Genomic DNA, 26,942 nt, shown 5'->3' on the forward strand with positions numbered 1-26,942 from the left:
TTGCTGTTGGCTTCATTCTATACTGGGGAAAACCAACCGTCAACTGAGAGAGGAGAAGAGAGATGCGACACTTTATCATCGACACCGACACCGGGGGGGGGACGACGCCCTCGCCCTGATGATGATGCTCATGGACAGCGGGGTCCAGGTGGAGGCAGTCACCACCGTGTTCGGCAATGTGGACCTGGAACAGGCCACCCAAAACGCCCTGGCAACCCTGGAATTGATGGGGGGTGAGCTGCCGCCGGTCTACAAGGGCGCCCCCCGTCCCCTGCTGCGCGAGCCCCTCACCACCGTGCACGCCCACGGCAGCGACGGCATGGGAGACTGCGGCCTGGTGCACCCCCGCATCGCCCCCCAAAAGGGCCACGCGGTGGACATCATCTGCCAGCTGGCCAAGCGCTTCCCCGGCGAACTGGAGATCCTGATGATCGGGCCCGCCACCAACGTCGCCCTCGCCCTGATGAAAGAGCCGGAGGCCATGCGGGGGGTCAAACACATCTACTCCATGGGGACCGGCGGGTACAGCCTGGGGATGGAGACCGCCGTGGCCGAGTTCAACGTGTTGGTGGATGCCGAGGCCTACGACGCGGTGCTGCAGAGCGGGATCCCCCTCACCATCGCCGGATTTGACCTCTGCCTGGGCGAGACCGCCTTCAGCGCCCAGGACCTCGACCTCCTCAACCGGTCGGGCACAGCCCTGGCCTCGTTCGTGGTGCAGAGCAACCGGGTGCTGTTGGAGATGGCCACGGCCCGCCTGGGCTACCCCACCGTGCCCCTGCCCGACGCCCTCGCCGCAGCAGCCGCCCTCTGGCCGGACACGGTGTTGGAGGCGGAGGACCGCTTTTGCTACACCTGTTACCGGGAAGAGGCCACCTACGGCCAGGTCATCCCCTTCCTCCCCAACGCGGTCGCCACCGCCGGGGGCTACCAAAACCGGCCGGCCAACACCCGCCTCATCAAGCGAATGGACGCCGCTCTCTTCAAAGAGCGCATCCTAAAGATGCTGCTGCAATAGAACCGCCCCCCACCCCGCCTTGCCTGTGCAAGGCGGGGTTTCCTTTCGCCCTCTTTTCGCACCGCCGTCTCACCTCTTTTCCCGGGCAAAGTCGGTTCAAACGCAAATACCGCCCTTCTCTCACGCCTCTCTTCCCCCCTCCATTCTCCCCCCTCCTGGCCGCCCTTGGGCCTCTCTTTTCGCCTGAAAAAGCCTCTTTTCGGAAAGAATTTACAAAAAATAGCAAATTGCGCACGACTGTTCATTGTGCTGTTTTGAAAATTGGACTATTATTCCAGCATGGAGGTGGCAAAGTGGACAGATTCAAGCGAGTAGCGGTGCAATTTGGGGTACAACTCAAACTGGCCAGGGAGGCGCGCGGCCTGACCCAGGAAAAGACGGCGGAGCTCTGCGGCATCAGTCCCCGCCACTATCACAATCTCGAAAACGGGCACACCAACCCCAGTCTGGCGACCGCTTTGCAAATCTCTTCTCAACTGGGTTTCAGCTTGGACAGCCTGCGAGAGGAGGTGATGTAGTTGCAACTCGAGTACGCGGTGTTTCAGGAACTCCGCCGGATCGCCGACAGCGGCACCTTTCTCACCTACGGCATCCGCGTCTGGGGCAGAGAGGGGGGCGGCAAACGCCTCCTCCGCCAGGTGTCCGACGTCTCGGTCTCCCGCCCCTTTGTCGAGCGGATCGCCGCTCTGTGCAACCGGTACGAGCTGGCGCCGGAGCACCTGATGGACGTGATCGAAGATGCATTTGGAAAATAGGGCGCACCGCGGCAAAAGGCCTCCTCTCGGAGGCTTTTTTACGTCCCTTTTGAAAAGGCGGCGGGAAACCCCACCGCTCTACTCGAAAGGCAGCCCTTTACTTCACCAAATTTCTCTCCCTTTCGACAAACTTTTCGCGACAGTTCACCCCTTTCCCGCTAGGATGGAGAAAACCCCATCCAATCAAACGGGAGATGTTTGTCGTGAAAAAATTGTTGGCCCTTTTGCTGGCAGCCGCCCTCTGTTTGGCCGGCTGCTCCTCTGCCAAAGGCGGGTTGGACGCGCTGGACGAAGCCCCCTCTTCCTCGGCCCCCTCGTCCAGCGCCCCCTCCAGCAGGGTTTCCTCCTCCGCCTCCAGCAGCCAGGTGTCTTCCAGTTCCTCGACCTCTTCGACCTCCTCGGCTGCCACATCTGAAAAGAGCGCCGCCCCCGCTCCAGCCAAACCGGCGTCCTCCGCCCCAGCGGCCTCCCAGCCGCCGGCCGAAACGCCCGCTCCTGCCGCCCCGCCCAGCAGTTCCGCCGCCCCCGCCCCGGCGCCCCAGCAGAGCGTCACCGTCTACGTGACCAAGACAGGGGAGAAATACCACCGCGCCGGCTGCCAGTACCTAAAAAAGAGCTGCATCCCCATCTCGCTGGACGACGCCAAGCGCAGCTACAGCCCCTGCTCCAAGTGCAACCCGCCGCGGTGAGGCCTTTACAGGCGATGCGCTCGAGCGCTGCTCTCCCCTGACCCGCTCGAACTAAAAATGGGCCGCCCGACAAAGATTTGTCGGGCGGCCCATTTTGCAGTTCTGCTGTGCGCTCTATCACTCCGCCGTTTTTACATCTTCATAACTCACGATTTGAACTCCCTTTGAAGCGGCAAGCGCCATCGTCTTTTCTCTGCTGCCAGTCGAATTTCCACTGCCAGAGGTGATGATCAGTTCGACTTTTGCTCCCCTGGGCAGCAGTTCCAATATGCTGTTGAATGCCGGTGCCGGGAATCCAGCCCAGAGGGGAACGGCGACAACGATTTTGTCGTAGTCGGCAAAGTCAGCGGCAACCGGCTCGATCTCCGCTCTCTTCTGACGTCTTGCCGCAAGAGAGCCCAAAACATAAGCGGCAACTGTAGAGCGGCGCTTTTTCTCTTTGATTTCAATCAATTCTGCCTGCTCTTTGCCGGCCCTTTCTTCTGCCAGCGCCCTTGTCTTCCCAGTATACGAATAAAAAACGAATGCTGTTTTCATCTTATCTCCCTCTCCCGCGCCTGCAATTTTTCTGGGCAAACCGCTCAAATGCCCGCTTTGAATCACGACCGCCTCAAAGGCCCTCTGGCAGCCTTTTCATCCCTTCGGCAATCCTCCTTCACAGAAGCGCTGCCTGTATTCCCCCTCCTGAAAAGGGATGGGGCCATATTGGCGGATGTCGATTCTGTGCCCTTAAAGGGATCCCATTCGCCTAAACTCCATAGCGGTCTCAAGAATGGGTAATGCGCCTTCTCCCCCAACAATCCGGATTTGTCTTTTGGCAGACCCATTTTCCCTATTCAAACCAACTATAAAGACACTATACTACAAACCGACCGTTTCCTCAATGAGGAAAAAGCCAGAGAAACGGCGGCCGCAGGCTGTCCATTGGCGCTTCTCCGGCCCCGCTTCTTGGCAGGCGCAAGACCGCTTTCCAATGTCGCTTCAAAGCCCCAAGCGCGCGGGGATGCAATCTGTTCTCTAAAAGAGCGGCACTTTATTTGCAGGTACAAAGCAGCCGGTGAAAAAGCCCTGCACATGGCTCTCCCGCTTGCGGGGCAAGGCTTATACCTGGATTTGCGCCGTAAAAGGATGCCCGGCTCACAGCACGGGCACTCCACTCTGGGCAAAAAATTGGAACAAAATTGGCGTTCAAACTCTTTTTTGAATTGATGTGCTTTCGCGAAACGCCCCGGGGGAGTAAAGAAACGTCAGTTTCAAGCATCAAGCGAAGCGAGAAATGAATGGGGATCTCACGATCGTGATTTGCCTGCCAGTATACAGATTCAACCATGCGCAATGCATTTTCACCAAAAATCGGAGGGTCTTGTAAAAAGCACACCACTGCTGGACCATCAGCTTCAAATAACCCTGATTTTGCCATACGGGCGGCTCCGTCATAATAACTTCTCCAGTATCATACATATATCATTCGCGATTTACAAAAACATGCCTGTCAAAATGGCCTCCTCCTCAACAGTAATCCGAAAAGATTGCAAGTGGAAAATATCTTCGGATTTTAGGAGAGGTGTCGATAAAACGGACACCCCCTGCCGACGCGGGCCTAAAGAGGGAAAAAAGAAAGAGCCTGGAACGCGAACTGCGCCCAGACTCTGTCTAATGGGAAGCGTTGACAAAATAGATACTCGTTCCAGCGCAGGGGCAAAAGCCCCCCCCACAAAGCGAGGTGTGCAACTTGAAAGCGGCAACTTGTTTTTGGGGATTGTTGACGAAAGATTGTTTCTCCTAGTAATGGTGAAATATCGCTACTCCAACAGTTCTGATATCTTCCTGTACAGTGTATCCACTTCAATGGGCTTCGCAATATGGCCGTTCATTCCCGCCGCCAGCGCCGCCGCCTCATCCTCGTGAAAAGCATTCGCTGTCATTGCGAGAATTGGTATATGATCTGCGTCCTCACGATCGACCAATCGTATGGCTTTGGCTGCCTCGTATCCATCCATGATCGGCATTTGTATGTCCATTAATATAAGATCGTAATAACCATTTGGAGAGGTACTGAATTTGTCGACTGCCTCTTTTCCGTCGCTAGCGCATTCGATTTCAGCTCCAGCCACCTTCAGAATCTCCGCCGCAATTTCTTGGTTCAGTTCATTGTCCTCAACTAAAAGAAAACGTCTTCCTTTAAATGATATGGATGAGGTCTTGGATTCTTCCTTCTTGTCGTTTTCCGCACAGATCACAGATGACAAAACCTGATAGAGAGAGGATTCAAATAGCGGCTTGGCAATAAAAGCGTCTACTCCAGCCGCTTTTGCCTCGAGCTCGATTTCACTCCAATCATACGCTGAGATGATAATAACCAGTGTATCCGGTCCAAGCTCCTCACGGATCCGCCGGGCTACTTCTATACCATCCATATCCGGCATTTTCCAGTCTATAAGGCATACATTGTAATCGCAATATTCTTCATGAGCTTTTAGTACCATTTGTACAGCTACACTTCCGCGCTGGACCCAGTCTGCATCGATCCCCATTTTTTTCAGCAGTATGCTCGCATGGGTACAGACCCCCTCATCGTCGTCCACTACCAATACCTTGAGATTTTCCAAGGCGCCGTTTTTTCGCTCTTCTTTTTCTTCGGGAACTTCAACCGGTAATTCCACCGTAAAAACAGTGCCTTCCCCCTGTTTGCTTTTTACAGAGATAACCCCACCCAATATGCCAACCAAATTCTTAGTGATCGCCATGCCCAGACCAGTTCCGCCGTATTTCCTGGACACAGTACCGTCCTCCTGCTCAAACGGAGTGAAAAGATGTTGCAGGAATTCTTCACTCATACCAATACCATTATCCTCAACTTTGAATGTAAGCCTGGTCTTCCCATTTTTTACTGGAGACTGACTCACGTTCAGGCGTATGGTACCTCCTGCGGGAGTGAATTTGACTGCATTCGAGAGCAGATTGAGCAAAATCTGATTGATCCGGAGAGAGTCCCCGATCACAGTGTCTGATATTATACTACTGAATTCACATTCAAACGCGCTTCCCTTGGCGGTCGCCTGTGAGTAGATTGCCGGAACGAGCGTTTCAAACATCTGCGGAAGCTCAAACAGCACATTATTTGCGGAGAGCTTTCCCGCCTCTATTTTTGACATATCAAGGATGTCGTTGATCAGCATTAACAAATGCTTAGAAGAAAACGCTATCTTGGACAAGCAATCCTTTATTCTGTTCTTATCCTCTAGATTCGCACCCGCAATTGTGGTCATCCCCACAATAATGTTCATAGGTGTCCGGATCTCATGCGACATGCGGGAAAGAAAATCTTTTTTGGCATTACTTGATTGCTGAGCAAGAAAAAGGGCATCCTGCAGCTCATGTTCTCTTGAGATCAGCATTTCTATATTGCGCCGCTCCTGCCTGCTTGACAGGATCGTCAACCCAATTGTTGAAAATGCAATGATCAGAGAAACGATCGTTGCCGTAACCCCAGATTTCTGCACCTGTTCCTTCAAACTATATATTTTGGCATCCGCAAAATCGATAATCGTCGTTAGGCAATCGCTGACTTGGTCATAGCATGGATATACATTCTCATCCATATAATTCTGGATCTTATCCGCCGAATGGTCATCCACATAGCTGCACGCCTTAGTTTGAACTGCGATCAGTGTATCCATTGCGCTACTGAGGGAGTCCACATCCGAGGCTGGTCCCAGATACAGCTCACGAATTGTCTCGATCGCCTCATTCTGCATATCGTAACGCGCCTGGAAGAAGGATTCCTTATCCGTTTTTTCCTGGAAATCATGTGTCAGAAGTATGCCGGAAAAACTTTTCATGTCCCACAAGCGCGAGCGCATTGCCCTTGCGCTGTTTGACACAGTATATGGATGCTCGTACATTCTCTGGGCATTTTTATTCATTCCATAAGAAATCAAAATGCTGATCCCAGAAAAAACAAAGGCTGCAATGCAAATAATCAATGATACTTTTGACAGTTTCAATGGCGCTTTTTTGTCTCTATTCATCGTACCAGACTCCATATTCTCTCATATTTTTATACAACACTTGATCCTTCACTATCGCACGTGGCTTCACAGCATTCGGAGATAATCCTAGTCGGAGTCCAGAACGTATGCGCGTCTATTCATACTGCACTTTTTTCTGGCTGTCCCACAGCAGCATCTTGGAACGAAATAAATTCAGCCTGTCCTCAATAAATGGCGGCCACAGCCCCGCAAATGCAGTCAGATTATCTGTTTTTAGATTGGTTTCCAGCTGAGTGATAAAATCAGTCAAATCATTATCCTGTTGCTCCCCAGTCTTCTTCAATATGGCATAAAAAACATATCCCCATGTCACCAATTCTCTCAATTTGCCATAACATTCCCGAAAGAGCGCAGAAGGAGCTTCTGTAGAAATGAAATCCAAGAGGACATCCATGCAGAGAATACTACTTTTTTTGTCATGAAGATTACCAATTTTTTGCAATAACACTTCTCTTCTGTCTCTGGAAATAGATTTTAAAGTATAAAATGTTACATTGTAGGCTGTCAGCACAAAGAACTCCATTCCTTCCCCATACAGCAGCAGATTTTCCCGCATTTCTGGGGTACTGAGTATATCTGGTTCAATAGGTTCCAGACATACTTGGGTCCCGACGCCCTTGTAGGTGTTGGTCACTCCGAGTGAATGCAGCACGTCCAAAGTCCGGCGCACTGTGATCAAGGATACCTGATACTGTTTTGCCATTTGAGGAAGGGAAGGCAGATAACTGCCAAGCGGGTAGATGTCCCAGAGGATTTCTCGAATAACAGTGGACGCCAGGGTATATCGCACCTGTGGCCGTTTTCGGTAAATTGTCCATGTAAATGGAATCTGTTCCACATCCTCCAGATGATGCGTTCTATAGATTGAATCAACGAAATTTTCAACTTTCGAGTAGACTCCGCCATAATAAGAATCCATCTTCTGCTTGATTTCATTGGCCTTCACTATTGAGAAACGCCCATCCTCCAGGCAACTGTCTGTTGCATATTCTTCATTTGGATAAAAATAATTTAAATATCGCAAGAGCTGCCAATAAAGGCTGCTCATCAGTCGGTTGTTTAATATGTTAAGCGCATCATAATACAGCTTTGTCGCCTCAAACATCATCAGGTCCCGCTTTCCGTACATGCTGTCTGGCGGACTCTGCTCAATTTTCTTTATCCCTTTCTCCCAGACTGGAGAAAACAGAAATTGTCCCCATTGATTGATATCCCGGAGCCCATCTCTTCTGGGGACGAAATACTTTTCGGCATTTTCCTTGAACATTTTTGGGTTTCCTTGATAAATAACCCTCGCCATTCTTCGCTGTTCCGTTTTTATATATTCTTTTTCTTCCAGCTTATTTAAAGCGGTCTGAACAGTATTCCGAGCTAATCCAAATGAAGCACAGAGCTGCGACACCGACTTCAGTTGATCACCGTATTTGTAAATACCAAAACAAATACGCGATTCATAGTACTCATAAATCAGCTCACTCAACACATTGTCTTTTCCCATTTCTGTCCTCCTGTGGCGGATAACCGTCTTTTTGTTTGTCAATACTCTGTGGCTTTCAACAAAGTAAATTGCTTTAGCCTTGCTCATGTAGGAATAACAATGCTCATATAAGAACGACACTGCTCACATTGGTTATTTGGTTAATTATAACACATTTTTTCTAAATACGCAATCAATATTTTAATACACTGCCTGTATCAAACTGCCCGTTAAAGTATCATGCGCAGCCGAATAAAGGGCCTTGATTGTCACTTAATGCAAACCGGCGTTCTTTAATAGGCTGAGAGCCGGTCCTACCAGCTGGCGTTCCTAAAAAAGGACATGCTTTGCCCGTACATTTTGAGGGCTTGAGAGTACCCTTCTTGGGGGTTTGTCAATTGATTTATTTTACTTCAGGAATTATCTTCAAATCAGACAGCAGGGGAAAAGGCCGCAAAACGCAAAAAAGTGAGGCCTACGATCTGAAAAATCAGGCGGAGACCCCGCTTTAGCGGGTTTATCTGCGGAGAGTTATTTGGATGTCCACCAACAGAGCGGGGAGATGACAAAACGCACCCCACAAAAGTGAGGTGCGTTTCTTGTCTGCGGCGGCTTGTCTCTGTTTTTACTGCAACAAAATAGATACTTATTAAAAACGCGAGCAAAAACAAAACGGCTCCTCACAATTGTGGGGAGCGCGATTTGCGTGCAGGCTCAGCCTATTGGTGCCGGTGGCCGGACTCGAACCAGTCTATATGTCCAATGTAAATTCCAAGTATTATGATAAATGGCACAAATATGCGAATTATTTGTTTCACGTAGCGCAAACGATGGAATCAAAACACCACCTTTGGAGCCAAAGCGGGTTATAAAGTGGGTTACAAATTCGGGCGTTTCCCCACCTCCACCGTCCCTAAAATTTCTGTCATGTAGGGCAGGGTTTTGACCAGTCGCAGAGGAGGTGCCACTCGTCGAGTTTATGGGGTAGTCTCTTGCCGCTCATTGAGAAATCTATCACAATTTGTTGAAAATTACTAATTGTGTGCTATAATTTCTTTAAACACACAATATTTTGTGTAAGGAGAATAGAGTTATGCCTCGTAAGCCAATGCTATGTGTAGACGACTTGATTGAACATTCTAAGAAAAAAGGAATTAGGTTCGACATTATGTCAGAACAAGACGCAAAAAATTACCTCGATAGCAACAACAATTATTTCAAATTGACATCATACAGAAAAAACTATGCAAAAATTACAACGGGTGAAAAAGAAGGGCAATATGTCGGACTTGACTTTGCTCATTTAATTGAACTAGCTAGAATCGATGTCGAAATCCGCCATATACTACTGAAGATGTGTCTTGACATAGAGCATTTTTTAAAGGTTAGACTGATAAAAGCAGTAGAGAACAATACAATGGGAAGCGGAGACGAGGACGGATATAAAATTGTAACAGATTTTCTGGTTGACGCGGGGCGCTTAGATTTTGGGGATCGAGCAACAAATATATCAAAACGTTCTGGCTCTATATCCAGAAAAATTCGGCAAAATAAGAAGAACCCTTATTGTAAAGGGCTTATGGAAAAATACAAATCGGATATGCCTATTTGGGCATTTGTAGAAGTAATTTCATTTGGGGACCTAGAAGACCTCATTTCCTTCTATTCCGAATCCACTGGCTGGGAAGAGCCTGTTGATAAAATGAGCCTTGATAGAGTACGGCAAATTAGAAATGCGGCAGCACATAGTAACTGTATTATTAATGACCTTCGCCCATCTAAAACACTTGTCAAAACGCCTTTATTTATAACTCAATTTGTTAGTAAGGCAGGCATTGGGGAGCACATACGTGGCAAAAAGTTGTCAAATGGCGTCATAAATCAAATTGTGCATCTTTTGTATGTCTATAGTACTATTGTGACAAGCGAAAACACACGCCAAACTCGGCTGTCAGAGGTTAAAGAACTGTTTAACACACGATTAGTTCAACATCATGAGTATTTTGCAGATAATGAGCTGCTAAAATCTTCTTATGAGTTTTTTTATAAATTAATTAGCAGTTTATTGATTTCAGATTGACTTTTTGAGAAAAATCGCATATAATATAAACACCAAGAAAAACTTCATGTTTTGTAAGGGCCGTGGTATAATCCATGGCTCTAGTTTTTTATAAGACAAAAAACCGCCCCCAACCTGCCGCACTGGCAAGCTGGGGGCGCTCTCTATGTACTCTTAGATTTTGGGCAGCTTGGCGTCTCTGGGGTCGACCCAGTCGCTGCCATACCCGGCGACGATGGTCTGGTTGTCCGGGGCGCTGGCTTTGGTGTGCGTCCAGCGCATGGGGTCTACGGTGGTGTCCTTCGCCCCCCTGGTGCCCTTTTTAAGGATGTTCGAGTTACCCGCCAGGGTGGGAGTGTAGTTGGGGTACTTGGTGTCGGTGTCGAGCTCCACGTGGAGGTGGGCCCCGGTGGTGTACTTCCCGGTGTTCCCTACGGTGCCGATGCGGGTGTCTTTCGTGACCCGCTGGCCCGGCTTCACCCGTACGTCGGCCATGTGGTAATACCGCCCGGTGATGTCGGAGACGGTCTTGTAATACCAGGAGTAGCAATCCTTGTAGACGATTCCCACCACCCAGCCGCAGACGTTGTCCCAGCCAGCGAAGGCCACGGTGCCGTTACCCTGGGCATAGACGATGGGGCCGCCGGTCATGTCCTGGCCGTAGTGGGTGGCCTTGAATTGTCTCTTGTACGCGTCTCTCCATTTGTAGGACGCGGTGAGCCGGGCGTTGTTGATGGGCTGGATTAGTTTCTGTGCCATTCTATTTTTCCTCCTTTTTCGGGGCGTCATAGTTGAGCGCCCGAGTGCTGTCGGACAGTCCGGCGGTGGTGGGGTCATTGATGATTCCCCAGAGAGAGACCACCACGGAGCCCAGGATAACAGGATTCTGGACGGCCTTGAGCAGGATGCCGCCCAGAGCCGTCCAGGTGGTCATATCCTCCCAGGCCATCCCCAGGTAGGCGAGGATGGGCACCACCACGGCGGCCGCCACCTGCGCCCAAAATACGGGATTCTTGATTCTGACTTTCCAGTTGATTTTCATTTTGTCCTTCCTTTCCGCCCCGCGCGGGGGCAAAACAAAAGCGCCCTGTTTGGGCGCTCACTGGCTGATGTAATCGGTGAGAGGCGTGCCCTCCGGCACCTCGGCATAGGTGGCCGTGAACACGTCCGGCTTGCAGGGGTACTGCTCACCCCGCAGGCCAGTAATGATGTAGTCGCCGGGGCTGGCGGTCATGTCCCCCTCAAGGGTGTGGATGACGATTTCCCGTTCGGTCTGGTATGCCTCTACCACAACCGGCCGCTTCATATACTTTTTCACTTGCGTTCCTCCAGTACCTTGATTCGGGTTTCGTGGTTTTCGATGGCCTTGTCCTGCTCCTCGTTCTTCTCCCACAGTCGTTCGTGGCTCTTATGATTCTTTTCTCTGATTTCCTTCATTTCTTTGCTTTGTCCGCCCATCTCCTTGACCAGGTGTTCCATGGTCACAGTCAGGCGGGTGATGTTGGTGTTGAGCTTAAGAATTGGGGTGATGATGGCGACCGCAAACCCGACCAACGCCACCACCACCCCAAAAACGCCCCACTCGGTCATCCTTCTCCTCCTAACAGTCATCGGCATCCGCCCACTCGGGCAGCGCCTTGATTTTGGCGTACAATGTTTCTCGTAGATTGCCGTTGACCTGCTCATCGGTCAGTTCGGTGGTCACCGCCACGGTGGATACCGGCGCACCAGCATTGGCCGCCCGGGTGTCCTCGGTGATGTAGCTGTACAGGGTGGCGGTCACCGTCGCCCCGTTGTCCGGGTGGCAGTGCACCAGCAGCCCGTCAATGCGGTGGTAGCTGGCGGTGGTGCCGTTGTCATAGGTGATTTGTTTTGATAATGCCATAATTTCCCTCCCTTATTTCCAGCGGCCAATGGCGTGCCAGTGGACCGGCGTAACTCGTGCATAATCGCTGTTGTTGGTAACTGACCCCCACCAAAGCGTCGCATTCACTCCGCCCAGCTTGGCCGAAAATTCCCCAACAGTGTCAGCAAGGACTGTTATAGTCATTGATGGGGGCGCCAAAAACCCCACCGGGAACAAGATACTCTGCCCTGTTATCCCGATAGTGCTATGCGCCGGTACTGATTGGCTTGTAACCACGCCGTAGGACGCCATTGTCCCGTCCGGCCATTTCGTCCAGGACCCATTGGAGTTGCTGCCAGATTGGATTCCCGACGGTCCCACCCACTCTGTTGTGCTCCCTCCAATTGCCCGATACCTGGAATATATCGCTCCCCCCGCAGTTTCGATGTAAGCCTGCATAATGAGGATCGAGCTTCCTTCCACGTGGACGATTCCAGCGGACTTCGATGGGCAATTTGCAACTTTTCCCGACGCTGCCACCGATTGGCGCACAAGTATTGTCTGGCCCGGCATCCAGTAGTCGTCAAGGTTATAGCTTCTCGTTTCGTCAAGCAGTTCGACTTTCGCGCTTGATGGCATGGCTCCCAGTTGCTCTGTGGTTGGTTTGTTGCCTGGATGGTACACTTCGCTTCCTTCGGTAATAATCACTCCCGCCACGTCCAAGGCCCCGGTCTCCCGGATTTTCCCGATCCCCACGCCACCTTTGTCCAGGTGCATGGCGGGAATGCCTCGGTCTATGATGCCGACGCCGGTTGCCGTATTGAGTGCATCGGTGGCGCTCAGAATGACCGAGAAGGACTTCTGGAAGTCGAATCCCCCGGCCCCCAAGTCTCCCGGCAGGTATCCCTCAAACGACCACTCGCCGCCGGTGATGGAGATGGAGACAGCCCCTCCGTCGGTGTACTGCTCGGCAGACGTGACCTTGTACTGGTAGGCGGAGGTGAGGGAGTTGTCGGCCGCCCCGAAATTCCCCGGCCACCACACCCCCTTAACGGCGAGCTTGGTCTTGTTGTCCACGTTGTTGTCCCGGCGAAGTTGCATCTGGGTGACGCGCGGCGGGGTATAGGCCACCAGGGAGGCCAGCCGCTCTACAATGGTCTGGTTGCCTCGGCTGTCCACTGCCGCCACCCGAATGCTGCCGGAGGAGGCCCCAGTCAACTGGATGGACACGTCAGAGGTGGAGTAGGTGGCGGACGCCGTGGCCCTGCCGCAGTAGAGGATATACTGCTTGATGGTGGCAGAGGTGGTGCTGCTGGCTGCCTGGGCAGCAGGGATTGTCACCTTGAGGGTACTCTCCCCTGCCACCAGCGTCTGATTGTCGCCGGTGAGGGCTACCGTTTCAGGGCGGACGTCCGCGAAGGAGTAACCGGCGAACACCGGCGCGGCTGCTGTCGGGTTGACGGTGGCCGTCCCGCTTGCTGTGGCGGTGCCAATGAGCTTGCCGTAGTGGTAACACCAGACAGCGGCCTGCGCTGCCGCTGTGTTGCTGTTGGGGGTGGCCGCATACTCTGCCGCGATCTCTGCCGCCGTGGGGGTCCAGGTGTAGGAGGTTGCCACCCCGCTGATCTCCTTGATCTGCTTGCCTGCCACATAGAGCCGCAGGGTGTGGCTCACCGCGTTCCGGCTGCGGGAGATGGAGGTGGTGTACCCGCTGCCGATGGTGTGGTCCGGCTTGCTGGTGATGCTGCTGACCGGCGGTGCCGAAGCGGTCCCCGTCAGCTGGGATGTGCCGATATTTCGGCCGTAGTGGTAAGCAGTGCAGACCATCTTGGTGGAAACCGACGTTCCCAGGGCGTAGATTTTGGCAATCTCCGCCTCGGTGAGGGAGACAGTGTAGGAGGCGCCCACGCCGGTGATGGTCTTGACGAGGGTTGACCCGGCATAGAGCTGCAAGGTATGGGTCACCGAGCCCCGCAGCCGGTTGATGGAGTAGGCCCGGCTATCTCCCACCACAAAGGTGGGGGCCGTCTGCAATGTGCTGTTGCCCACTTGGTAGCAGGTGGCCGTCCCTTTGGCGTCTCCCACCAGGGTGCTGCCGGAGTAGGTGTTGCACCAGAGGACGACTGCTCCGCTGGTAGCGCTGCCCATGGCCGCGTAGATCTTCTTGACATCCGCTTCTGTAAATGTCCAGGTGTGGCTTGCCCCCACCCCGCTGGCGGTCTTGATGGCCACACCGCCCACGTCCAGCTGAATGGAGTGGGTGAAGCTGCTGGACGCCCGGCTGATGCTCACCGTCACATTGTCCCCAACTGTGAAGTTGGGGGTGGAGATGCTGCTGGCTCGGGGCAAGGTGGTGAGTGTAAGGGTGCCAGAGGCCGAACAATAGCCGGGCGAGTATGTGCCAGACGGGGAGAAGGAGGCTGATATATAGGCCGACCCGCTGCCGTCAGCGTTGTGGGAGACCCAAACCTCACGGGTAGACAAGGTCACGGTTGCGTCCGAACCATAAGGCTGGCTAGAGACATATGAAAACCCGCCCGAATCTCCCGCAACGCTCAAGCTACCGCTGTAACTATTTCCCGTCTGCCATCCCCAGCTCTTGTATTGCAGCTTAACCGATGCCCGAACCAAAGAGCGGTTATTGGCTACGTCCGTCTGAATCTCGCTGGCCTCTATGTAGAATGCATATTTGGATGTATTTTGACTTACAGACCCGTAAAAAGTCGCCACGCTATTCCCTCCCTTCAATCATTGATAACAAAAAACGCCCCGCCAGCCACCGGGATGACCCGCAGAGCGCCGCTTATATCGTCCGGGCGTTGAACCGTGAACTCCCCCAGGGCCGACAGCTGACGGATGCGGCCGCTGTCCTTGTTGAAATAGGCCACGTCCTCGCTGGTGTCGGTGTTACGAAAGCGTACCTGCTGGTTGTCGAGGGATGCCTGGAATGGATCCCCCTCCTTGGTGATGTCGATGCCCCGCGAGGTGATTTTCACCCCTCCGGCGTCAATCTCGTTCTGGGCCTGCTGCCAGGCAGTGCAGACCTCCCCCTGTATGACCGTCCAGTCGGCAATCCGCAACGTACCCCCCTCCACCATGGCCTCGACGAGGGCCGCCGGTGAATCCGCCACAAAGCTGCCGGTGATCTCTGTCCACTCCTCTGCGGCGGCCAGTTCTCGGCGGTGCCCGCCGTGGGAGATGTACGCAGAGGTGGAGGCCCCTGTCTCCAGCTTGTATTGGCAGTAATAAGCGTACCTCTTGCCCGCCACCGTGGGGATCGTCTGCCCCAGACGGCCGGTCAGGCCGAGGACAAAACAGCCGCCGGCCGCGGTGGAATTGTAGACGGCGGTAGAGGTGTCACAGACCACTTGCCCATCCACCTGCCAATCATCCAGCCCCAGGCGCCCTGAACTGCCCTTGATCCTGTTGGCGCCGCCGGTCCGAGACGCGGACAACACCAGGCCGTCCACTCGTTGGGTCAACTCCGTAACCTCGGTGACGATGGCGTCTGCGGTGTGGGATACCTCCTTGATCTCTGACCGGGTGTAGTCGAGCTCTCGCTCAAGCACATTAGACTTTTGCCGCAGGACCTTGATGGATTCATTCAGCGGGCCGCGCTTCGGCTCTGTGGACGGCGACGTTCCGACACTTCGCAGCTCCATTTTCAGCCCACCATTGTAGGTGATTGCCCATTCCATCACCGGCAGCTGCGCGGCCTCGCCATACGCATTTTTGATCGTCACGATGTCGCCTGGCTCAATGGATGGGTCTCCTTGTCCTCTCCACTCAAGCGGCGCATAGCTGTAGCCAGCCACGCCATCGTAGATGGATTTTAGCACGTCTTGTTGTTCCTCTTTGGATGCCGCCGTAAGGGCGTACAGGAGAGGGTTGTTTTCAATCACCAGCGGTGCCCGTGCCTCTACTCCCTCCGGGTAATTCATGCCCAGGTCACCCTCTTCGGCGATGACGCGCACCTGGTCGATTGGACGGGTGGCGTATTGCGCGCGCATGGCCTCTGTTGTGCTCTCTGGGCCAATCTCTCTGTTGGAGGAGGAGTACCAGCGGAGGTAAAGGCGGCCATCTCGCCCCATCCGGGCATAACACCCAGCTACCTGGGCCGCATATGCAATCATCGCCCGGGCAGTGGTTTCCACAGCGGCCCCTTGCTCGATGAGCAAGGAGGCGTTGGGGAAATTGGCACTTCCCAGCTCAATTCCCGCTATTTCACAAGCACGGCCAACAAGCTGGGCCAAGGTCATGGGCCAGACCTCATTTTCGGTTGTCCAGGCAGCTTCTGCTTTGCAGGCCCTGTCGGCCCCTTTGAGCGTCAGCAACGCCCCGTTTTTTTGCTCCGGCTTCTGCACCACAAAAACGCCCATTGGCACCAGCTCAAGCCCTGCCGCTGTCTCTATCCCCAATTGAGGGACAACCTCTTTCCCCTCCCACTGGATGGCGGCAATGGCTCCATCTGGGTCTGTGACAGCTACCTTCAGTTCATCGGACAAAAACGCCCCCGGCGCTATGTCGCCGCCGCTGTTGGCTAACCCGGAAATCTCAATGGTCTTCACCTGTTCGGCGGAGAGGAGAAGGTTGCCGGAAGTATCCGCCAGCTGCCCCTTTGCCCTTCTGCTGGGCGCAAAAATGTCATTCAGGTATGCTTCGCTTACGGGAAACATTGATTCACCTCTCTGTCATGGACAGCTTGACGTTCCAATATATCTGCCCGTTTCGTATGTACTTGATGGGCACTGAGCGGTCGCCGCAGTATGCGGTGATGGTTCTTCTGCCCCCAGTATAGGGGTCTGGGTAGGCCAATGCGAAAAATACCGGCTCCACCTTCTCCAGCACCGTCCTCATGGTCGGGCCGTCCAGCTTCTTATATTCGACTTCCACCTTTCGCTTTGTCGCCACTCTGTCCCGGATGAGCTGCCCCAGCGAGTTCCGTTCAGATTCACCATCCAAGTCCATGATTGTAACGGTGATTGCATCGGGCACAGGCAAGGCCATGCTGTCAATAGCAATGAGATTTTCCAAGTCTTCCTCCTTACACCGGGAAGGGGAGTTCCCCGGTTTTTGCCAAGTGGTCAATGATGGACTGGATGGCGATGCGGCCAATCTCTTTTTCACCGACCTGCAACACCATGTCCCCACGATTCCCTCTGGCGTCCCTCCACGCCCTCATCATCGCCTGATACATGGATTCGCCGCCGGCCTCCTGGCTCACGATATCCCGAATGAGGCCCTCCGGGGCCTCCAGGTTGCGCCCGCTTCTCTGGTCGCCCAAGATGGCTGCGAACTCCTGGTTCGGGGGGATGACCGCGCCCTTTGCCAACTTCGGGATTTGAGGAACAGGCAGAGGGTTTTGCCCCCAAAGACCTTTAAACGGGGAAACTCCTAGGATTGAGATATTTCTAATAGTGTTCAAAAAGCCATTGATTTTGTTGAACGGGAACGCGATAATTTTATTCAGCCCGTCAATAATTGCATTCACCACTTTTTTGAACATGTTTGAGATTCCCTCGGTAATCCCAGAAAATATTTTCCCGCCGACAGAGAACACGTTTTTAACAGCATTCCAAGCCGCAGAAAACTTATCTTTAAACCAGTTGACAACCCCCGAAAACACCGACTTGATGCCTTCCCAGGCGGCGGAAGCACCATTTTTAAGGGCGTCCCACATTCCGCCGAAGAAATTTTTGATGGGCAGAATGATGGTATTGTTGAACCACTCGGAAACCCTCCCCCAGATGTATTTGATTCCCACAATGCAGTTGTTGGCGAAGTTTTTGACCCCATCCCACAAACCGCTGAAAAAGTCGGCGATCGGTTGAATTACATAATTGTTAAACCAGTCTTTTACCGTATTCCAAACCGCTTTTATTCCTTCCCACGCGGAAATAGCAAAATTTTTGACCCCGTCCCATAAATTTCCGAACCATTCGCATATAGCATCCCATGTTTCGCAAAACCAGTCAGCTACTGCCTTTGCAACTTCTTTGATTTTATCCCACAAACCAATCCAAAAATTTCGGAAGTCCTCGTTGTTGTTCCACAAAGCGATAAATGCGCCAATCAGCGCTCCAATGACTGTAATTATCAGCATGATCGGGTTTGCATTTTGCGCCGCATTAAGAGCTAATTGAGCTATTGTTACAGCTTTCTGCGCAATTTCGACCGCGAGAATTATTGCCTGATAAGCTCCCCACGCCGCCACCAACCCTAAAATAATAGGGGTTAAAGTGCTCATGTGATCTGCAAGCCATTGCAGGATCCCTACAATTACGCCTCCCGTCCATTCTGCGATAGGCTTCAAAAAATAGTCCCACAAAAATTGAGCAGCCGGCGCAAAGTTTTCAATAGTTGTATTGATAGATTCGATAGCTCCGCTTAGAATGTCGATAAACAATGGAACTACATTGTTCATCGTCCAGGAGCCAAATGGCACCAATACATTTTCCCATAGCCAAAGGAGGCCTTCCCCCACATGAACCGCAAAAGGAGCCAGTGCCTCCCACAATCTGTGAAGCGAATCGTTTATATTTCTCCAATCCACCTTTGCGAAGCCGTCTGCAAGCGCGTCAATGAACCGGGGCAAACCTTCACCCATCACCCATTTCCCAACCGGCACCAGGAAGGTATTGTAGAAGTCCTGTAGCCCTTGCCAAGCGAATCCGCCCAGACGGGAAAGCTGGTCGCCCAGGCGTCCGAAGGCGTCAATGGTCGGCTGTAATAACGCCTGCAATGCGGTGATGTCGGTGCTGATTTCTTCGACGCCGGTAACCGGGAAATCGATAGGGCCAACCGCCGCCCCCGCTCCGCCGGGGGAGCTGCCACTGCCGCCGGCGCCAGATGAACCGCTGCTTTTTGACAGGACATTCAGCTCGTCAAACGGGGCCAAGGCTCCCTTTGCCTTTTTCCCGGCCTTGGCGGCCTCGTTTCCGGCCCCCTTGATGGCGGAGCCCAGCCCTTCCTGTGCCGCTGCGTTGGCGTTCGTGGCCGCCGCTGCCGCCACCTGTGTCTTGGCTACCTTTTTCCCGAACAGGGCAGAGAGGGCCGTGCTTGCCGTCTGGGCAAATGCAATCAGCTGGGAGAGCAGGGCATTGAGCATCTTGACCGTCGGGGCCAAAACCTGCACCAAACCGTTTCCGACAATCCCCATGAGCTGTTTCCACTGCTCGGAGAGGATACGGGTCTGATTGGCCCAGCTGTCCTGTGTTTTTGCGAAATCTCCGGCCGCAAGCCTGGTCTGCTCCATCACATACTGGAAACGCAGCTGTACCTGTTCCGCCTGGCTCATAGCCGAAGTGGTTTTCCCAAAACCGTTCGCTAGGGCATATGCGTCGAGATTGGTCTGGGTCATTACCACGCCGATTCGTTTGAGGCTCTCGGTTTCACCCGTCCAGATAGATTTCAACATGGTGTCGGCTTCGGCTTGAGACACATTGTAGAATGACGCAATATCAGCGGTTCGTTCCGCCGCCTCCATTGCCATTTTGCCGGCGGCCTCTCCGTACTGACCCATGCCCTTGGACATTGCCATATAGGTGGAGGCTGTTCTTTTGGCCGCTAGTTCTGACATTCCGAAGTTTTTGATGGAGCCTTTTGACCACTCGTCAACAGCTCCAGACATCCCGCCGAAAGCTGTTTCGACGACATTTTGCACCTCGGTGAGGTCAGACGATATGCTGATTGCCTCTCTGCCAAAATTGACGAGCCCACGGACGGCGAATGCGGTAATGGCTACCTTGCCCAGGCTCTTTAAGGCACTTTTTAGGCCGCCCACCTGTGAAGTTATATTTTTAACTCCGTCTTGTAGCCCGGAAGTATCCATCTGTGTTCCGATGCGGATACTCCCATCCAGTTGCCCCATTGCCAATGTATACACCTCCTGCGCCGCTCATCGGCACAGTGGCACTACTTGAGCATTGTCCTATCAATGCCCCAAAAGCAAGGGCAGGCGCGGTCTTTCGACTGCGCCCGGCCTCACCCTTGGGGTCTATTTTTTTGTTGTTCTATGCGGATTTCAAACACTTTCCCGCAATGCCGCGCCCGACACTTGATGTAGAGCCCCCGACATTGCGCCCCGGCTTCCCGGGCAATCTGCTGTGGATGCCCGCAATAGGGGCAGAGCACCTTTTCCCGCTTACTCTCCGTTGCCATCGCCCCCATTCAGTGCTGCCATAAATTTCTCCTCATCCGGGTCTTTGGGCTGCGGTAGGGCGAATTTTCGGCGCATCTTCATATATGCCGCACGGGTGTCTTTGTCCATCTTGGAGAGGTCAGCGGTGCGGAAGTCAATCACCTGGGTGTAGGCGCATTCCCCCAAATCTCCAAAGAGACGGAGAAAGCGGAACCAGTGCATCCGTTCCCGGTCAATGTCGATCCCATAAGCTCGGCGGAATCCGCTGTAGATTCGCCCCGCGTCGGCATCAAAGGAGAAATAGTTGATGTTCTCTCCCTCTTCTTCCTCCGTTGGCTTATCCTCTTCACCACCAGCCACAAACCACTGCAACCCGCGAATGGCTGTTTCGTAGTCGGGGACACCGGCCCCAAAAAGGAGTTGCGACGCAAGCACCAACCGCTCCACCTCGTCGCACTCGGGATCGCCCAAAATCTGCGAAATCTGGATACCAATGCGGTAGTCAGTGCGGATGAGGTATCCCTCGAACTCGTCCGGGAGTGGGTCAAGCAGGAAGTTATACATTCCCCTTGCGGGTGGCACTGTATTTCTTCTTCAGGGTTGCCTCCCGCTCCTTGGCGTACTCGGCAAAATAGGGGGTGATAGCCTCCAAAAACTCCGCGTACAGGTCAACCGACGGGATGATGGGCCCAAACACCTTGCGGCAGGTGTCAGTCCCGAACACATCGTCAATTCGGTCGCGCAGGTGAACGTGGATTTCTGCGTTGAGCTCTGCCCTTGCCTTCGCCTGTTCGCGCTCATTTGGCCATTCTCTTTCGTCGAGCTCTTCTGCTCTGCCCTTGATGCTTTCGATGTATGCGTCAAACTCCTCCATCATTTGAAAGAACCGCCTGGGGAAGTCCTGGTCGCCGAAGTTCAAGCAGATTTTTTCGCCGTCATCGTTGACCTCGATCCATTTTGCACCAGTATTTACCCGAATGGAATTTGTAAGCTTTTTAGTGTTTGCCATTGCTCCTCCTTAGCCAGCTGCCGTCATGGTGATTTCCTGGAGCAGTGCCGCCGAAGCTACGGTAATGTTGCCGTTGGCGGCAGTCATCCCATCGGCCATCACCGTATAGGCATAGCTGCCGGTGGGCAGTTCTACTTCCGCCACGCCGTTGCCGTTGGTGGTGAGCACCCCGTTGTTCACGGTAATTTTTGCCCCGGAAACAGCATTGCTGCCAGATTTGACAAGGAAGGTCACCAGCTGCTGGGCCCCGCCGTCCGGGGCGAAGGTCTTGGTCGCAGGGTCGAAGGTGCCGAAGGTGCGCTCCCCAATCCAGTGCAGGGTACAGGGGCAGGCAACGCCCTTGGTATCCCCGCCAAAAGAGGTAAGCTCAATCACCGCGTCCTGCTTCCAGGCGACATATTTCCCGGCCTCGGCGGTCTTGTAGAGCTTTGCCCAGATGAAGGGCTGCACCACATCCTCCAGAATCAGCTCTTTTTCCTCAATTTCGTCCAGCTTTTCCGAGAAGAGATTTCCGCCGGTCACGTAGATGGGGTCGAGCTCGGTTGTTTTCTCATAGGACGAGAGCTCGGTCTCCACATTCCCCAGCACATCCGCAGTAGATTCCACCGTGGGGCTCTGCTCGATAGCCACCGATTCGATTCCCTTACCGATGATTTCCGGCGTCTTCCCCGCCGGCGCGTAGAAGAGCGCAAAGGACTTGCGCTTTTGTTTTCCGCTTGCAATTGCCATTTAACTATTCCTCCTGTAATGTTTTTCGTAGGTCACCGCGATTTGGATTTGGTAGAGCCCGGTTTGACCGTCCTCCGAGAGCTCAAAGAGCATCCCATTCTGCGCGGTGACAACCTCCATTTCTGGCCTGTCGCCCACTGGCGGGATTTGCCCCGTCCATTGCTGTTCTTCCACCCAGTCGGCAAAGAGATCGAGAAACTCGGTATTCTCCACCCGCACCACGTCGTCAATTGTCCAATCTCTGGCGTAGAGGGCGAGGTTGTACTGCTTGGTTTTGAAGATGTTCCCCAGCACGTCTTCCTCCACGCTGACGTCGGCGCTGCCGGTCGGCATGATGCCATAGTTGCCAGGCTCCGGCCCTGTCCAGTCCACATGCTGGCCGCCGGTGAACTGCTCCAGGTGCGGGCAGGTAGAGAGCCAGTCCCGCATAATTTCAAATACTGTCATTTTCTGCCACCTGCTGTTTTTCTCACCAACGTCATGACTGCTTTCCCTCTATCTGCCCACATCCTCTTCACCCACATCTTGCCACGCTTTGGTGCGCCGCGGTGAAAAACGATGTCTTTTGTGGTGACATGTTTTGGAGCTTTCCCGGCCATCACTTTCCCGTACCAGTTTACTTTTGCATACGGCCCAGGGTAGACAATAAGCCCGCTTCCAACCGCTGTAGCGACCGCGGCGCGCTGCTTCAGGGAGCCGCTTCGCATGGGCACATAGGCATCCGAGTATTGCAGTACGGCGCTGTCAAGCACTCCTTGCCCCCTGTTAAATCGCCCAGACCATCTTTGGCTGTACTGCGGATACCAAGTGAGTTCCGCCGACAGTTCTCCGGCTCGAAATCGCTTCCCTTTTGGCAGCGGAATATAGTGGATATTAGTTCTCACTTGGCCCGCACCTCCCAGTATTGCAGATATGCAGATCCGCCGTCCCACTTGGCGATGCTGGTTATCGTGTATGCATCTCCCTGCTTCACAAGGTCTCGGATTGGGCTTTCTGGCGACACCTCAAATGTACACAGGCCTTTCAATAGGTAATCCTTCCCGCTGGTCTTCTCGGGGAGGTCGGCGTCGATGGGGAGATGCACCAGCACACTGTCTACCGCAGCGCTCCCAGTCTTGTTGAGGGCGGTTCCCCTGGTGCCCTCCCAGTAGACATTTCCCACCGCCAGCCGCCTATAGCTTCCATCTGGCCGGCAGAGGTAGAGGGTGCAATCAGCGTTGGTCAGCATCTTCCCACGCCCCTATAGCGGAGAGGGTGAGAACGCGGCAGGTTTCGGTCGATGGCCTTTTCCAGCTTCTTCCCCCATTGCGTTTCCCACTCGGCTGACGTGTCATAAGACACCGACCGCGCCCCTTCTGTCTCGGATTTCAACCCCACAGGGCGCCCTTTCTCCGTGTTCTCCCAGCTGTACAGGACATCCACAGCCGCACAGACGGCATTTTTTACCGCCTCGTCCGGCTCGGCGCCTTCTTTCAATCGCCCAAAGGTCAGCCGATCTATTTCCCCGCCGGCGTCACGAGCGAGCGCCTGGAATTGGCTTTCTGGCACAAGGGAGCCGTGGTAGGCCCCCGAATAGTAGGCATAATCCGCATACTGCAATGCTTTCCCCCCCCTTACTTACCGTCCTGGTGCTCCTTTTCCATGTGGCCTTCAAGGCCCTTGGCGGATTTATATTCCTTCCCGCAGATGGGGCACGAGAACCCCTCTTCCTTTTCAGGGAATATCAAGCCAACGATTTTACCCATTTCGCGCCTCCTACGCAGTGGCCTTATGATGCAGGTAGATGCCGGCCAACTTGTTTTTGTATGCGTCGGCAATCCCGACATTGCGGTAGCCGAATTTGTAGCCGTCTCCGTTCTGGTTCACAGCGGCGTCGATGATTTTGGGGGCAACGTGCTTCTCGAACTGAATCAAGGCCGGCTTGTGGACAATCAAAAAGTTAATATCCGCAGCGCCAGATGCCTTGGCATACCCGCCAGCCTCCTGGCCAGTTTTCCCGCTCTTGAGTTCGATTGCCGTATAGAATCGGCTCTGCGGCACCTTGGTAACAGACGAAAACGCCGCCAGAACTTCCTTGCTTTTGGTGGTGTCCAAATCTCGAATCATCCCATACAGAGTGGGAGTGATGAACAGATGTCGATCAGTATCGGGGACTTCGTCCTCGTCCATCTTGTCGACCGCCACCCGCAGAGCCTGCAAAACAGCGGTGCCGTCTGCAAGGGTCGCGCCGGTACTCACCTTGGAAATCCCATCTTTCCCTGCATAGCAGGCGAAACGGAAAGCGTCTAGCTCGGGCACAACTTTAGTGCGGACAAATTCGCCGGCCAGCCGCCCAAAAGCAATTCCGGCGGTCTCCATATTGTCCATTGTGTCAACAGTGAACATCCGGCCACGGTCATAGTTGCATTTGACAGTCTCGTTGGTAAGGGTAACATCGCCGTGCACATACCCATCATTGCGACTGTAGTCGCCAAGCCCCTGCATATCCAGCATGGGGATAACGAGCTCGTTTGCGTTCGCCCCCTCTCTCACCAAATCGGGGTTGCCGTCCAGCTTGGCCGTCAGAGATGCCAGCTTGTAGACCTCATCCAACATGGGTACGAATTTCTGTGCAAGTTTAATGTTGTTTGCCATTTTCTTGTTTCCTCCTATTCATTGGGCAGCCCAAACGCCGCGCGCAAGGCTGCCTCATCGGCGTTCCCTCCATTTGCCTGGACGCTTCCTGTGCCTGTAGCAATGGAGGGCGGTGTTTCCTCTTCCTCAAAGAGATACCCGTTTTCTTCTTTCAGGGCGGACAGGGCCGCCTCTACGTCGTGCTCTTGGTTCTTGCTGGACTTCAATTCCTCCATGTCCAACAGCGCGGCAATGGCCTTGGTGTTTCGCCCCCTCGCTCTTCCAATCGCCCGGTCAAGTATGGATTGGAACTGTACTTCGGCAACCTTCTGCTCCGCTTCTTTTTGGGCTGCCTTGTACTTTTCCTCCCACTCTTGAGCAGATTTTCTGACCGTCTCAATGTCCTTACCCTGCTCCTGCATCTCCTGGATGGTTTTTGTCGCTTCGTCCAGTTGGGCTTTCAGAGCCTTGGCCGCCTCGTTCTTGCTGTTGTAGTCATCCCGGCCGACAAACCGCTTACCAATCTCGGCACTGATTTTCTGGTCAATTTCGGCGGTATAGCCGTCTCCCAAAATTTCCTTCAAAAACTCAAGCATCGCTTTCCTTTCTCCGCTGTCCTTTTTTTCGGGCCAGCCCCCGTTTTGCGGCGCCCGTTCTTTTGTCCCCCGGGCCGGGGGTAAAATAATAGCAGGCCCTTTTCGGCCTGCTCTTTTGGTTCTATTTCTGCACTTACCGGCAGCATCGCCTCCTTTCATGGCATGAAAAAACCACCCGTAGAAACAGGTGGTTCACATTATCTCATCCAAAATATCCTTAAATCGCTTGCCTCCAACCATCCAGTTGTCCAACAAGTTATCAACTCCCGAAAAATCTTCCTCTTCTCCATCGGAATTCCAGGTGTAATACATCCCATCCACAGAGCAGACAGAGTACTGTTTCCCACCATACTGGAAGGCAGGTTCATTTACCAAAAGCCACTGTTCAACTTTCTTTCTATCCACCCTTACCTCCTCCTAGCAAGTCCGCGTTCTCTATTTTCTCTTCGTCTGTAAGAGACCTTGTCGTTCTCTCTTCCAGCACCCCATCTTCTCCCCATGTGTATTCGTGCACATGATATGGTTCAGTCCTATCCTCTCCAAACCTATGTTGCTTAGGCCTGCTGTGGTCCGACGAATGGACTTGACGTTTGAGCATCCCCTCGCTATCGTAGATACTTCGGTCTATCTGTATCTTGCCGCTTCTGTACTTGATCTTGCTTTCAATGACAGCGTGAGGGCGGTACACCTTGGGGATAGATGGCTTTTCTTTTTCCTTCCAGTCATCCGTTACAATTATGGTTCCATCTTCATTGTACCTGTACTGCCGATATTTTTCAATATTTTTGCGCACCGCCTTCGAGGCCTCCGCCGCCTCTTTCTTACCCCATCCAGCAATCCACGCTCGTTCCTTCTGGGTGGTAAGACCGGCGGCAGACGAAAACTTCTTGTACTCGCTTTCCAACCGCTTCAATTTGATTTGATGGGCAAGTTTCGCATCCGCATCTCCAGCCCCATCTGCTGTCAGTATGTAGTTCTTCTGCGACCGCATGGCCCGCTCAATTTGGCGCTGCTTCTGGCTTGCCTCGTACAGGCTGTAGTGCCGCCCCTGGTAGGTGATGCCCTTCTGGTTCTGCTCCCGCATCTCCTGTAGCTCCGCCTCTGAGTAGACGGGGGCGCTTACTCCCAAAATGACCGGGTAGGCGATGTGCCCACAGTTGAGCGTCCCAATTCTGCGGCGAAGGTTTTCGTTGAGCCGTTTGTACTCCGCGTCGGTATACTGCCGCCCTTGGTGTGGCTCATGGTCTGGGGCACTGTCTGCATGGGCACTGATCTCCCACCCGGTGGCTCCCATTCTGTCGTGTGTCTCTTGGCTGATCTGCTCCTGCATAAGTCCAATGCCGCCCATAATGTTGCGCCGTATTGCCGCCTCTAACTTGGTGGTGACACCGCTTTCATAGTCAATCACCCGCACCCCGTATTTGGCGAGATTTTGGCAGGCCGTCCGAACAGCGGTATTGTAATCTGCCGCACCTGTGAAAACCTGCTGAAAGGCAAAATCCGTCGCCTTGTGGTACACTTTTTGCAATGGGTATGCTTTCCCGTCCGGGCCAATCATACCCAGCGTTTGAGTCAAATTTGAGAAGTCTTTTTTTGCCAGCCGCTTTGCCGCCTTGAGCTGTTGCTGAAGGGCCGCGTTTGCGGCGAACGGAATGGCTGCCGCTGTGGGCAATCGCGAAAGGTCGAAACGGTAGCCAACTTCCGACGACTGTTGCATAAGCTTTTCCGCGTCCGCTGCGCTCACCTTGAGAATTTTTTGTAGCTCATTTTTTACCTGCTTTTGGCTCACCCCTAGCTCTTGGGCCTTCCAAGTCTGGTATGCGGCAGTGCTGGTGAGCTGGCCGGCCTCTGATACCCTGCGGGCGATGTCCTGGAGCAGGAACTCAACAATCGGGTCGGCCACCTTTTCTGCGGCATCCTGCAATCCCTTGATTTGCTTTGGGGTCAGCATCTACCTCA

Annotated in this window: 30 protein-coding genes; 5 read left to right on the forward strand and 25 right to left on the reverse strand. The window is 53.4% G+C overall.

From position 1 onward, the window contains the following. Positions 1-43: 43 nt before the first annotated feature. The 4 genes from KQI11_RS05560 (at position 44) to KQI11_RS05575 (ending at position 2,462) form a co-directional block, all read left to right on the forward strand. Positions 44-1,018: a nucleoside hydrolase gene (locus KQI11_RS05560; protein ID WP_286172601.1), complete on the forward strand. Its 975-nt coding sequence runs from the start codon at positions 44-46 to the stop codon at positions 1,016-1,018. Positions 1,019-1,311: 293 nt separating this feature from the next. Next, positions 1,312-1,536, forward strand: coding sequence for a helix-turn-helix domain-containing protein (locus tag KQI11_RS05565; protein WP_185914751.1), 225 nt, complete (start codon positions 1,312-1,314; stop codon positions 1,534-1,536). Further along, positions 1,537-1,773, forward strand: a complete 237-nt coding sequence (locus KQI11_RS05570) for a DUF6514 family protein (RefSeq protein WP_185914750.1) — start codon at positions 1,537-1,539, stop codon at positions 1,771-1,773. 203 nt (positions 1,774-1,976) lie between these two features. Beyond that, on the forward strand, positions 1,977-2,462 hold the full coding sequence (locus KQI11_RS05575) for a hypothetical protein (RefSeq protein WP_185914749.1): 486 nt from the start codon (positions 1,977-1,979) through the stop codon (positions 2,460-2,462). A gap of 117 nt (positions 2,463-2,579) precedes the next feature. On the opposite strand, the gene KQI11_RS05580 is transcribed toward KQI11_RS05575, so the two are convergent. The 4 genes from KQI11_RS05580 to KQI11_RS05595 all read right to left on the reverse strand — a co-directional run bounded on the left by KQI11_RS05580 (position 2,580) and on the right by KQI11_RS05595 (position 8,012). After that, the gene (locus KQI11_RS05580) at positions 2,580-2,999 is read right to left on the reverse strand and encodes a flavodoxin family protein (protein WP_216401385.1); all 420 of its coding nucleotides are present in this window, start codon (positions 2,997-2,999) and stop codon (positions 2,580-2,582) included. 496 nt (positions 3,000-3,495) lie between these two features. Continuing rightward, a complete protein-coding gene (locus KQI11_RS05585; protein ID WP_216401386.1) occupies positions 3,496-3,882 on the reverse strand; it encodes a hypothetical protein in 387 nt (128 codons plus the stop codon). Positions 3,883-4,264: 382 nt separating this feature from the next. Further along, the gene (locus KQI11_RS05590; protein WP_216401387.1) at positions 4,265-6,493 is read right to left on the reverse strand and encodes a response regulator; all 2,229 of its coding nucleotides are present in this window, start codon (positions 6,491-6,493) and stop codon (positions 4,265-4,267) included. Between the two features lie 115 nt (positions 6,494-6,608). Then, complete coding sequence (locus tag KQI11_RS05595; RefSeq protein WP_216401388.1) at positions 6,609-8,012, reverse strand: GntR family transcriptional regulator; 1,404 nt, start codon at positions 8,010-8,012, stop codon at positions 6,609-6,611. A 1,072-nt stretch (positions 8,013-9,084) separates the two neighbouring features. Here KQI11_RS05595 and KQI11_RS05600 point away from each other — a divergent pair. Then, entirely contained in the window at positions 9,085-10,071 is a 987-nt protein-coding gene (locus KQI11_RS05600) for an Abi family protein (protein ID WP_216401389.1), read from the forward strand. A gap of 153 nt (positions 10,072-10,224) precedes the next feature. Here the strand turns inward: KQI11_RS05600 and KQI11_RS05605 are convergent, their stop codons facing one another. The 21 genes from KQI11_RS05605 to KQI11_RS05705 form a co-directional block, all read right to left on the reverse strand. Then, a complete protein-coding gene (locus KQI11_RS05605; RefSeq protein ID WP_216401390.1) occupies positions 10,225-10,809 on the reverse strand; it encodes a M23 family metallopeptidase in 585 nt (194 codons plus the stop codon). Between the two features lies 1 nt (position 10,810). Beyond that, the gene (locus tag KQI11_RS05610) at positions 10,811-11,092 is read right to left on the reverse strand and encodes a phage holin (RefSeq protein WP_216401391.1); all 282 of its coding nucleotides are present in this window, start codon (positions 11,090-11,092) and stop codon (positions 10,811-10,813) included. A 57-nt stretch (positions 11,093-11,149) separates the two neighbouring features. After that, complete coding sequence (locus KQI11_RS05615) at positions 11,150-11,368, reverse strand: hypothetical protein (RefSeq protein WP_353653921.1); 219 nt, start codon at positions 11,366-11,368, stop codon at positions 11,150-11,152. After that, positions 11,365-11,640, reverse strand: a complete 276-nt coding sequence (locus tag KQI11_RS05620) for a hypothetical protein (RefSeq protein ID WP_216401392.1) — start codon at positions 11,638-11,640, stop codon at positions 11,365-11,367. Before KQI11_RS05620 ends, KQI11_RS05615 begins: the two co-directional genes overlap by 4 nt. 10 nt (positions 11,641-11,650) lie before the next feature. Continuing rightward, on the reverse strand, positions 11,651-11,935 hold the full coding sequence (locus tag KQI11_RS05625; protein WP_216401393.1) for a hypothetical protein: 285 nt from the start codon (positions 11,933-11,935) through the stop codon (positions 11,651-11,653). Positions 11,936-11,947: 12 nt separating this feature from the next. Continuing rightward, positions 11,948-14,626 carry a DUF859 family phage minor structural protein gene (locus KQI11_RS05630; RefSeq protein WP_216401394.1) on the reverse strand — a complete coding sequence of 893 codons (2,679 nt, stop codon included), beginning with the start codon at positions 14,624-14,626 and terminating at the stop codon, positions 11,948-11,950. Between the two features lie 14 nt (positions 14,627-14,640). Beyond that, positions 14,641-16,572 carry a hypothetical protein gene (locus tag KQI11_RS05635; protein WP_216401395.1) on the reverse strand — a complete coding sequence of 644 codons (1,932 nt, stop codon included), beginning with the start codon at positions 16,570-16,572 and terminating at the stop codon, positions 14,641-14,643. A 4-nt stretch (positions 16,573-16,576) separates the two neighbouring features. Further along, positions 16,577-16,930: a DUF6711 family protein gene (locus KQI11_RS05640; protein WP_216401396.1), complete on the reverse strand. Its 354-nt coding sequence runs from the start codon at positions 16,928-16,930 to the stop codon at positions 16,577-16,579. A gap of 10 nt (positions 16,931-16,940) precedes the next feature. Then, the gene (locus KQI11_RS05645; protein WP_161213459.1) at positions 16,941-19,772 is read right to left on the reverse strand and encodes a hypothetical protein; all 2,832 of its coding nucleotides are present in this window, start codon (positions 19,770-19,772) and stop codon (positions 16,941-16,943) included. 267 nt (positions 19,773-20,039) lie between these two features. Then, positions 20,040-20,600 carry a Gp15 family bacteriophage protein gene (locus KQI11_RS05650; RefSeq protein WP_161213458.1) on the reverse strand — a complete coding sequence of 187 codons (561 nt, stop codon included), beginning with the start codon at positions 20,598-20,600 and terminating at the stop codon, positions 20,040-20,042. Further along, the gene (locus KQI11_RS05655; protein ID WP_216401397.1) at positions 20,593-21,045 is read right to left on the reverse strand and encodes a DUF6673 family protein; all 453 of its coding nucleotides are present in this window, start codon (positions 21,043-21,045) and stop codon (positions 20,593-20,595) included. The genes KQI11_RS05650 and KQI11_RS05655 overlap by 8 nt, the downstream gene beginning before the upstream one ends. A gap of 9 nt (positions 21,046-21,054) precedes the next feature. Next, positions 21,055-21,774 carry a hypothetical protein gene (locus KQI11_RS05660; protein WP_216401398.1) on the reverse strand — a complete coding sequence of 240 codons (720 nt, stop codon included), beginning with the start codon at positions 21,772-21,774 and terminating at the stop codon, positions 21,055-21,057. Continuing rightward, complete coding sequence (locus KQI11_RS05665; protein WP_161213455.1) at positions 21,775-22,221, reverse strand: hypothetical protein; 447 nt, start codon at positions 22,219-22,221, stop codon at positions 21,775-21,777. Continuing rightward, on the reverse strand, positions 22,218-22,706 hold the full coding sequence (locus tag KQI11_RS05670) for a minor capsid protein (protein ID WP_353653922.1): 489 nt from the start codon (positions 22,704-22,706) through the stop codon (positions 22,218-22,220). The genes KQI11_RS05665 and KQI11_RS05670 overlap by 4 nt, the downstream gene beginning before the upstream one ends. After that, positions 22,655-23,002, reverse strand: coding sequence for a DUF6751 family protein (locus tag KQI11_RS05675; protein ID WP_216401400.1), 348 nt, complete (start codon positions 23,000-23,002; stop codon positions 22,655-22,657). The genes KQI11_RS05670 and KQI11_RS05675 overlap by 52 nt, the downstream gene beginning before the upstream one ends. Beyond that, a complete protein-coding gene (locus KQI11_RS05680; RefSeq protein ID WP_216401401.1) occupies positions 22,996-23,373 on the reverse strand; it encodes a head-tail connector protein in 378 nt (125 codons plus the stop codon). The genes KQI11_RS05675 and KQI11_RS05680 overlap by 7 nt, the downstream gene beginning before the upstream one ends. A 14-nt stretch (positions 23,374-23,387) precedes the next feature. Beyond that, positions 23,388-23,519 carry a C2H2-type zinc finger protein gene (locus KQI11_RS05685; RefSeq protein WP_216401402.1) on the reverse strand — a complete coding sequence of 44 codons (132 nt, stop codon included), beginning with the start codon at positions 23,517-23,519 and terminating at the stop codon, positions 23,388-23,390. A gap of 10 nt (positions 23,520-23,529) precedes the next feature. Then, positions 23,530-24,408, reverse strand: coding sequence for a hypothetical protein (locus KQI11_RS05690; protein WP_216401403.1), 879 nt, complete (start codon positions 24,406-24,408; stop codon positions 23,530-23,532). Positions 24,409-24,422: 14 nt separating this feature from the next. After that, positions 24,423-24,983, reverse strand: coding sequence for a phage scaffolding protein (locus tag KQI11_RS05695; RefSeq protein ID WP_216401404.1), 561 nt, complete (start codon positions 24,981-24,983; stop codon positions 24,423-24,425). 192 nt (positions 24,984-25,175) lie between these two features. Continuing rightward, positions 25,176-25,388 (reverse strand): hypothetical protein, encoded by a 213-nt coding sequence (locus tag KQI11_RS05700; RefSeq protein ID WP_161213448.1) that lies wholly within the window; start codon positions 25,386-25,388, stop codon positions 25,176-25,178. Continuing rightward, a complete protein-coding gene (locus KQI11_RS05705; protein WP_216401405.1) occupies positions 25,381-26,934 on the reverse strand; it encodes a phage minor capsid protein in 1,554 nt (517 codons plus the stop codon). Before KQI11_RS05705 ends, KQI11_RS05700 begins: the two co-directional genes overlap by 8 nt. Positions 26,935-26,942 lie beyond the last annotated feature (8 nt).

It is taken from the genome of Acetanaerobacterium sp. MSJ-12, assembly GCF_018917875.1.
GTDB lineage: Bacteria > Bacillota > Clostridia > Oscillospirales > Ruminococcaceae > Bittarella > Bittarella massiliensis.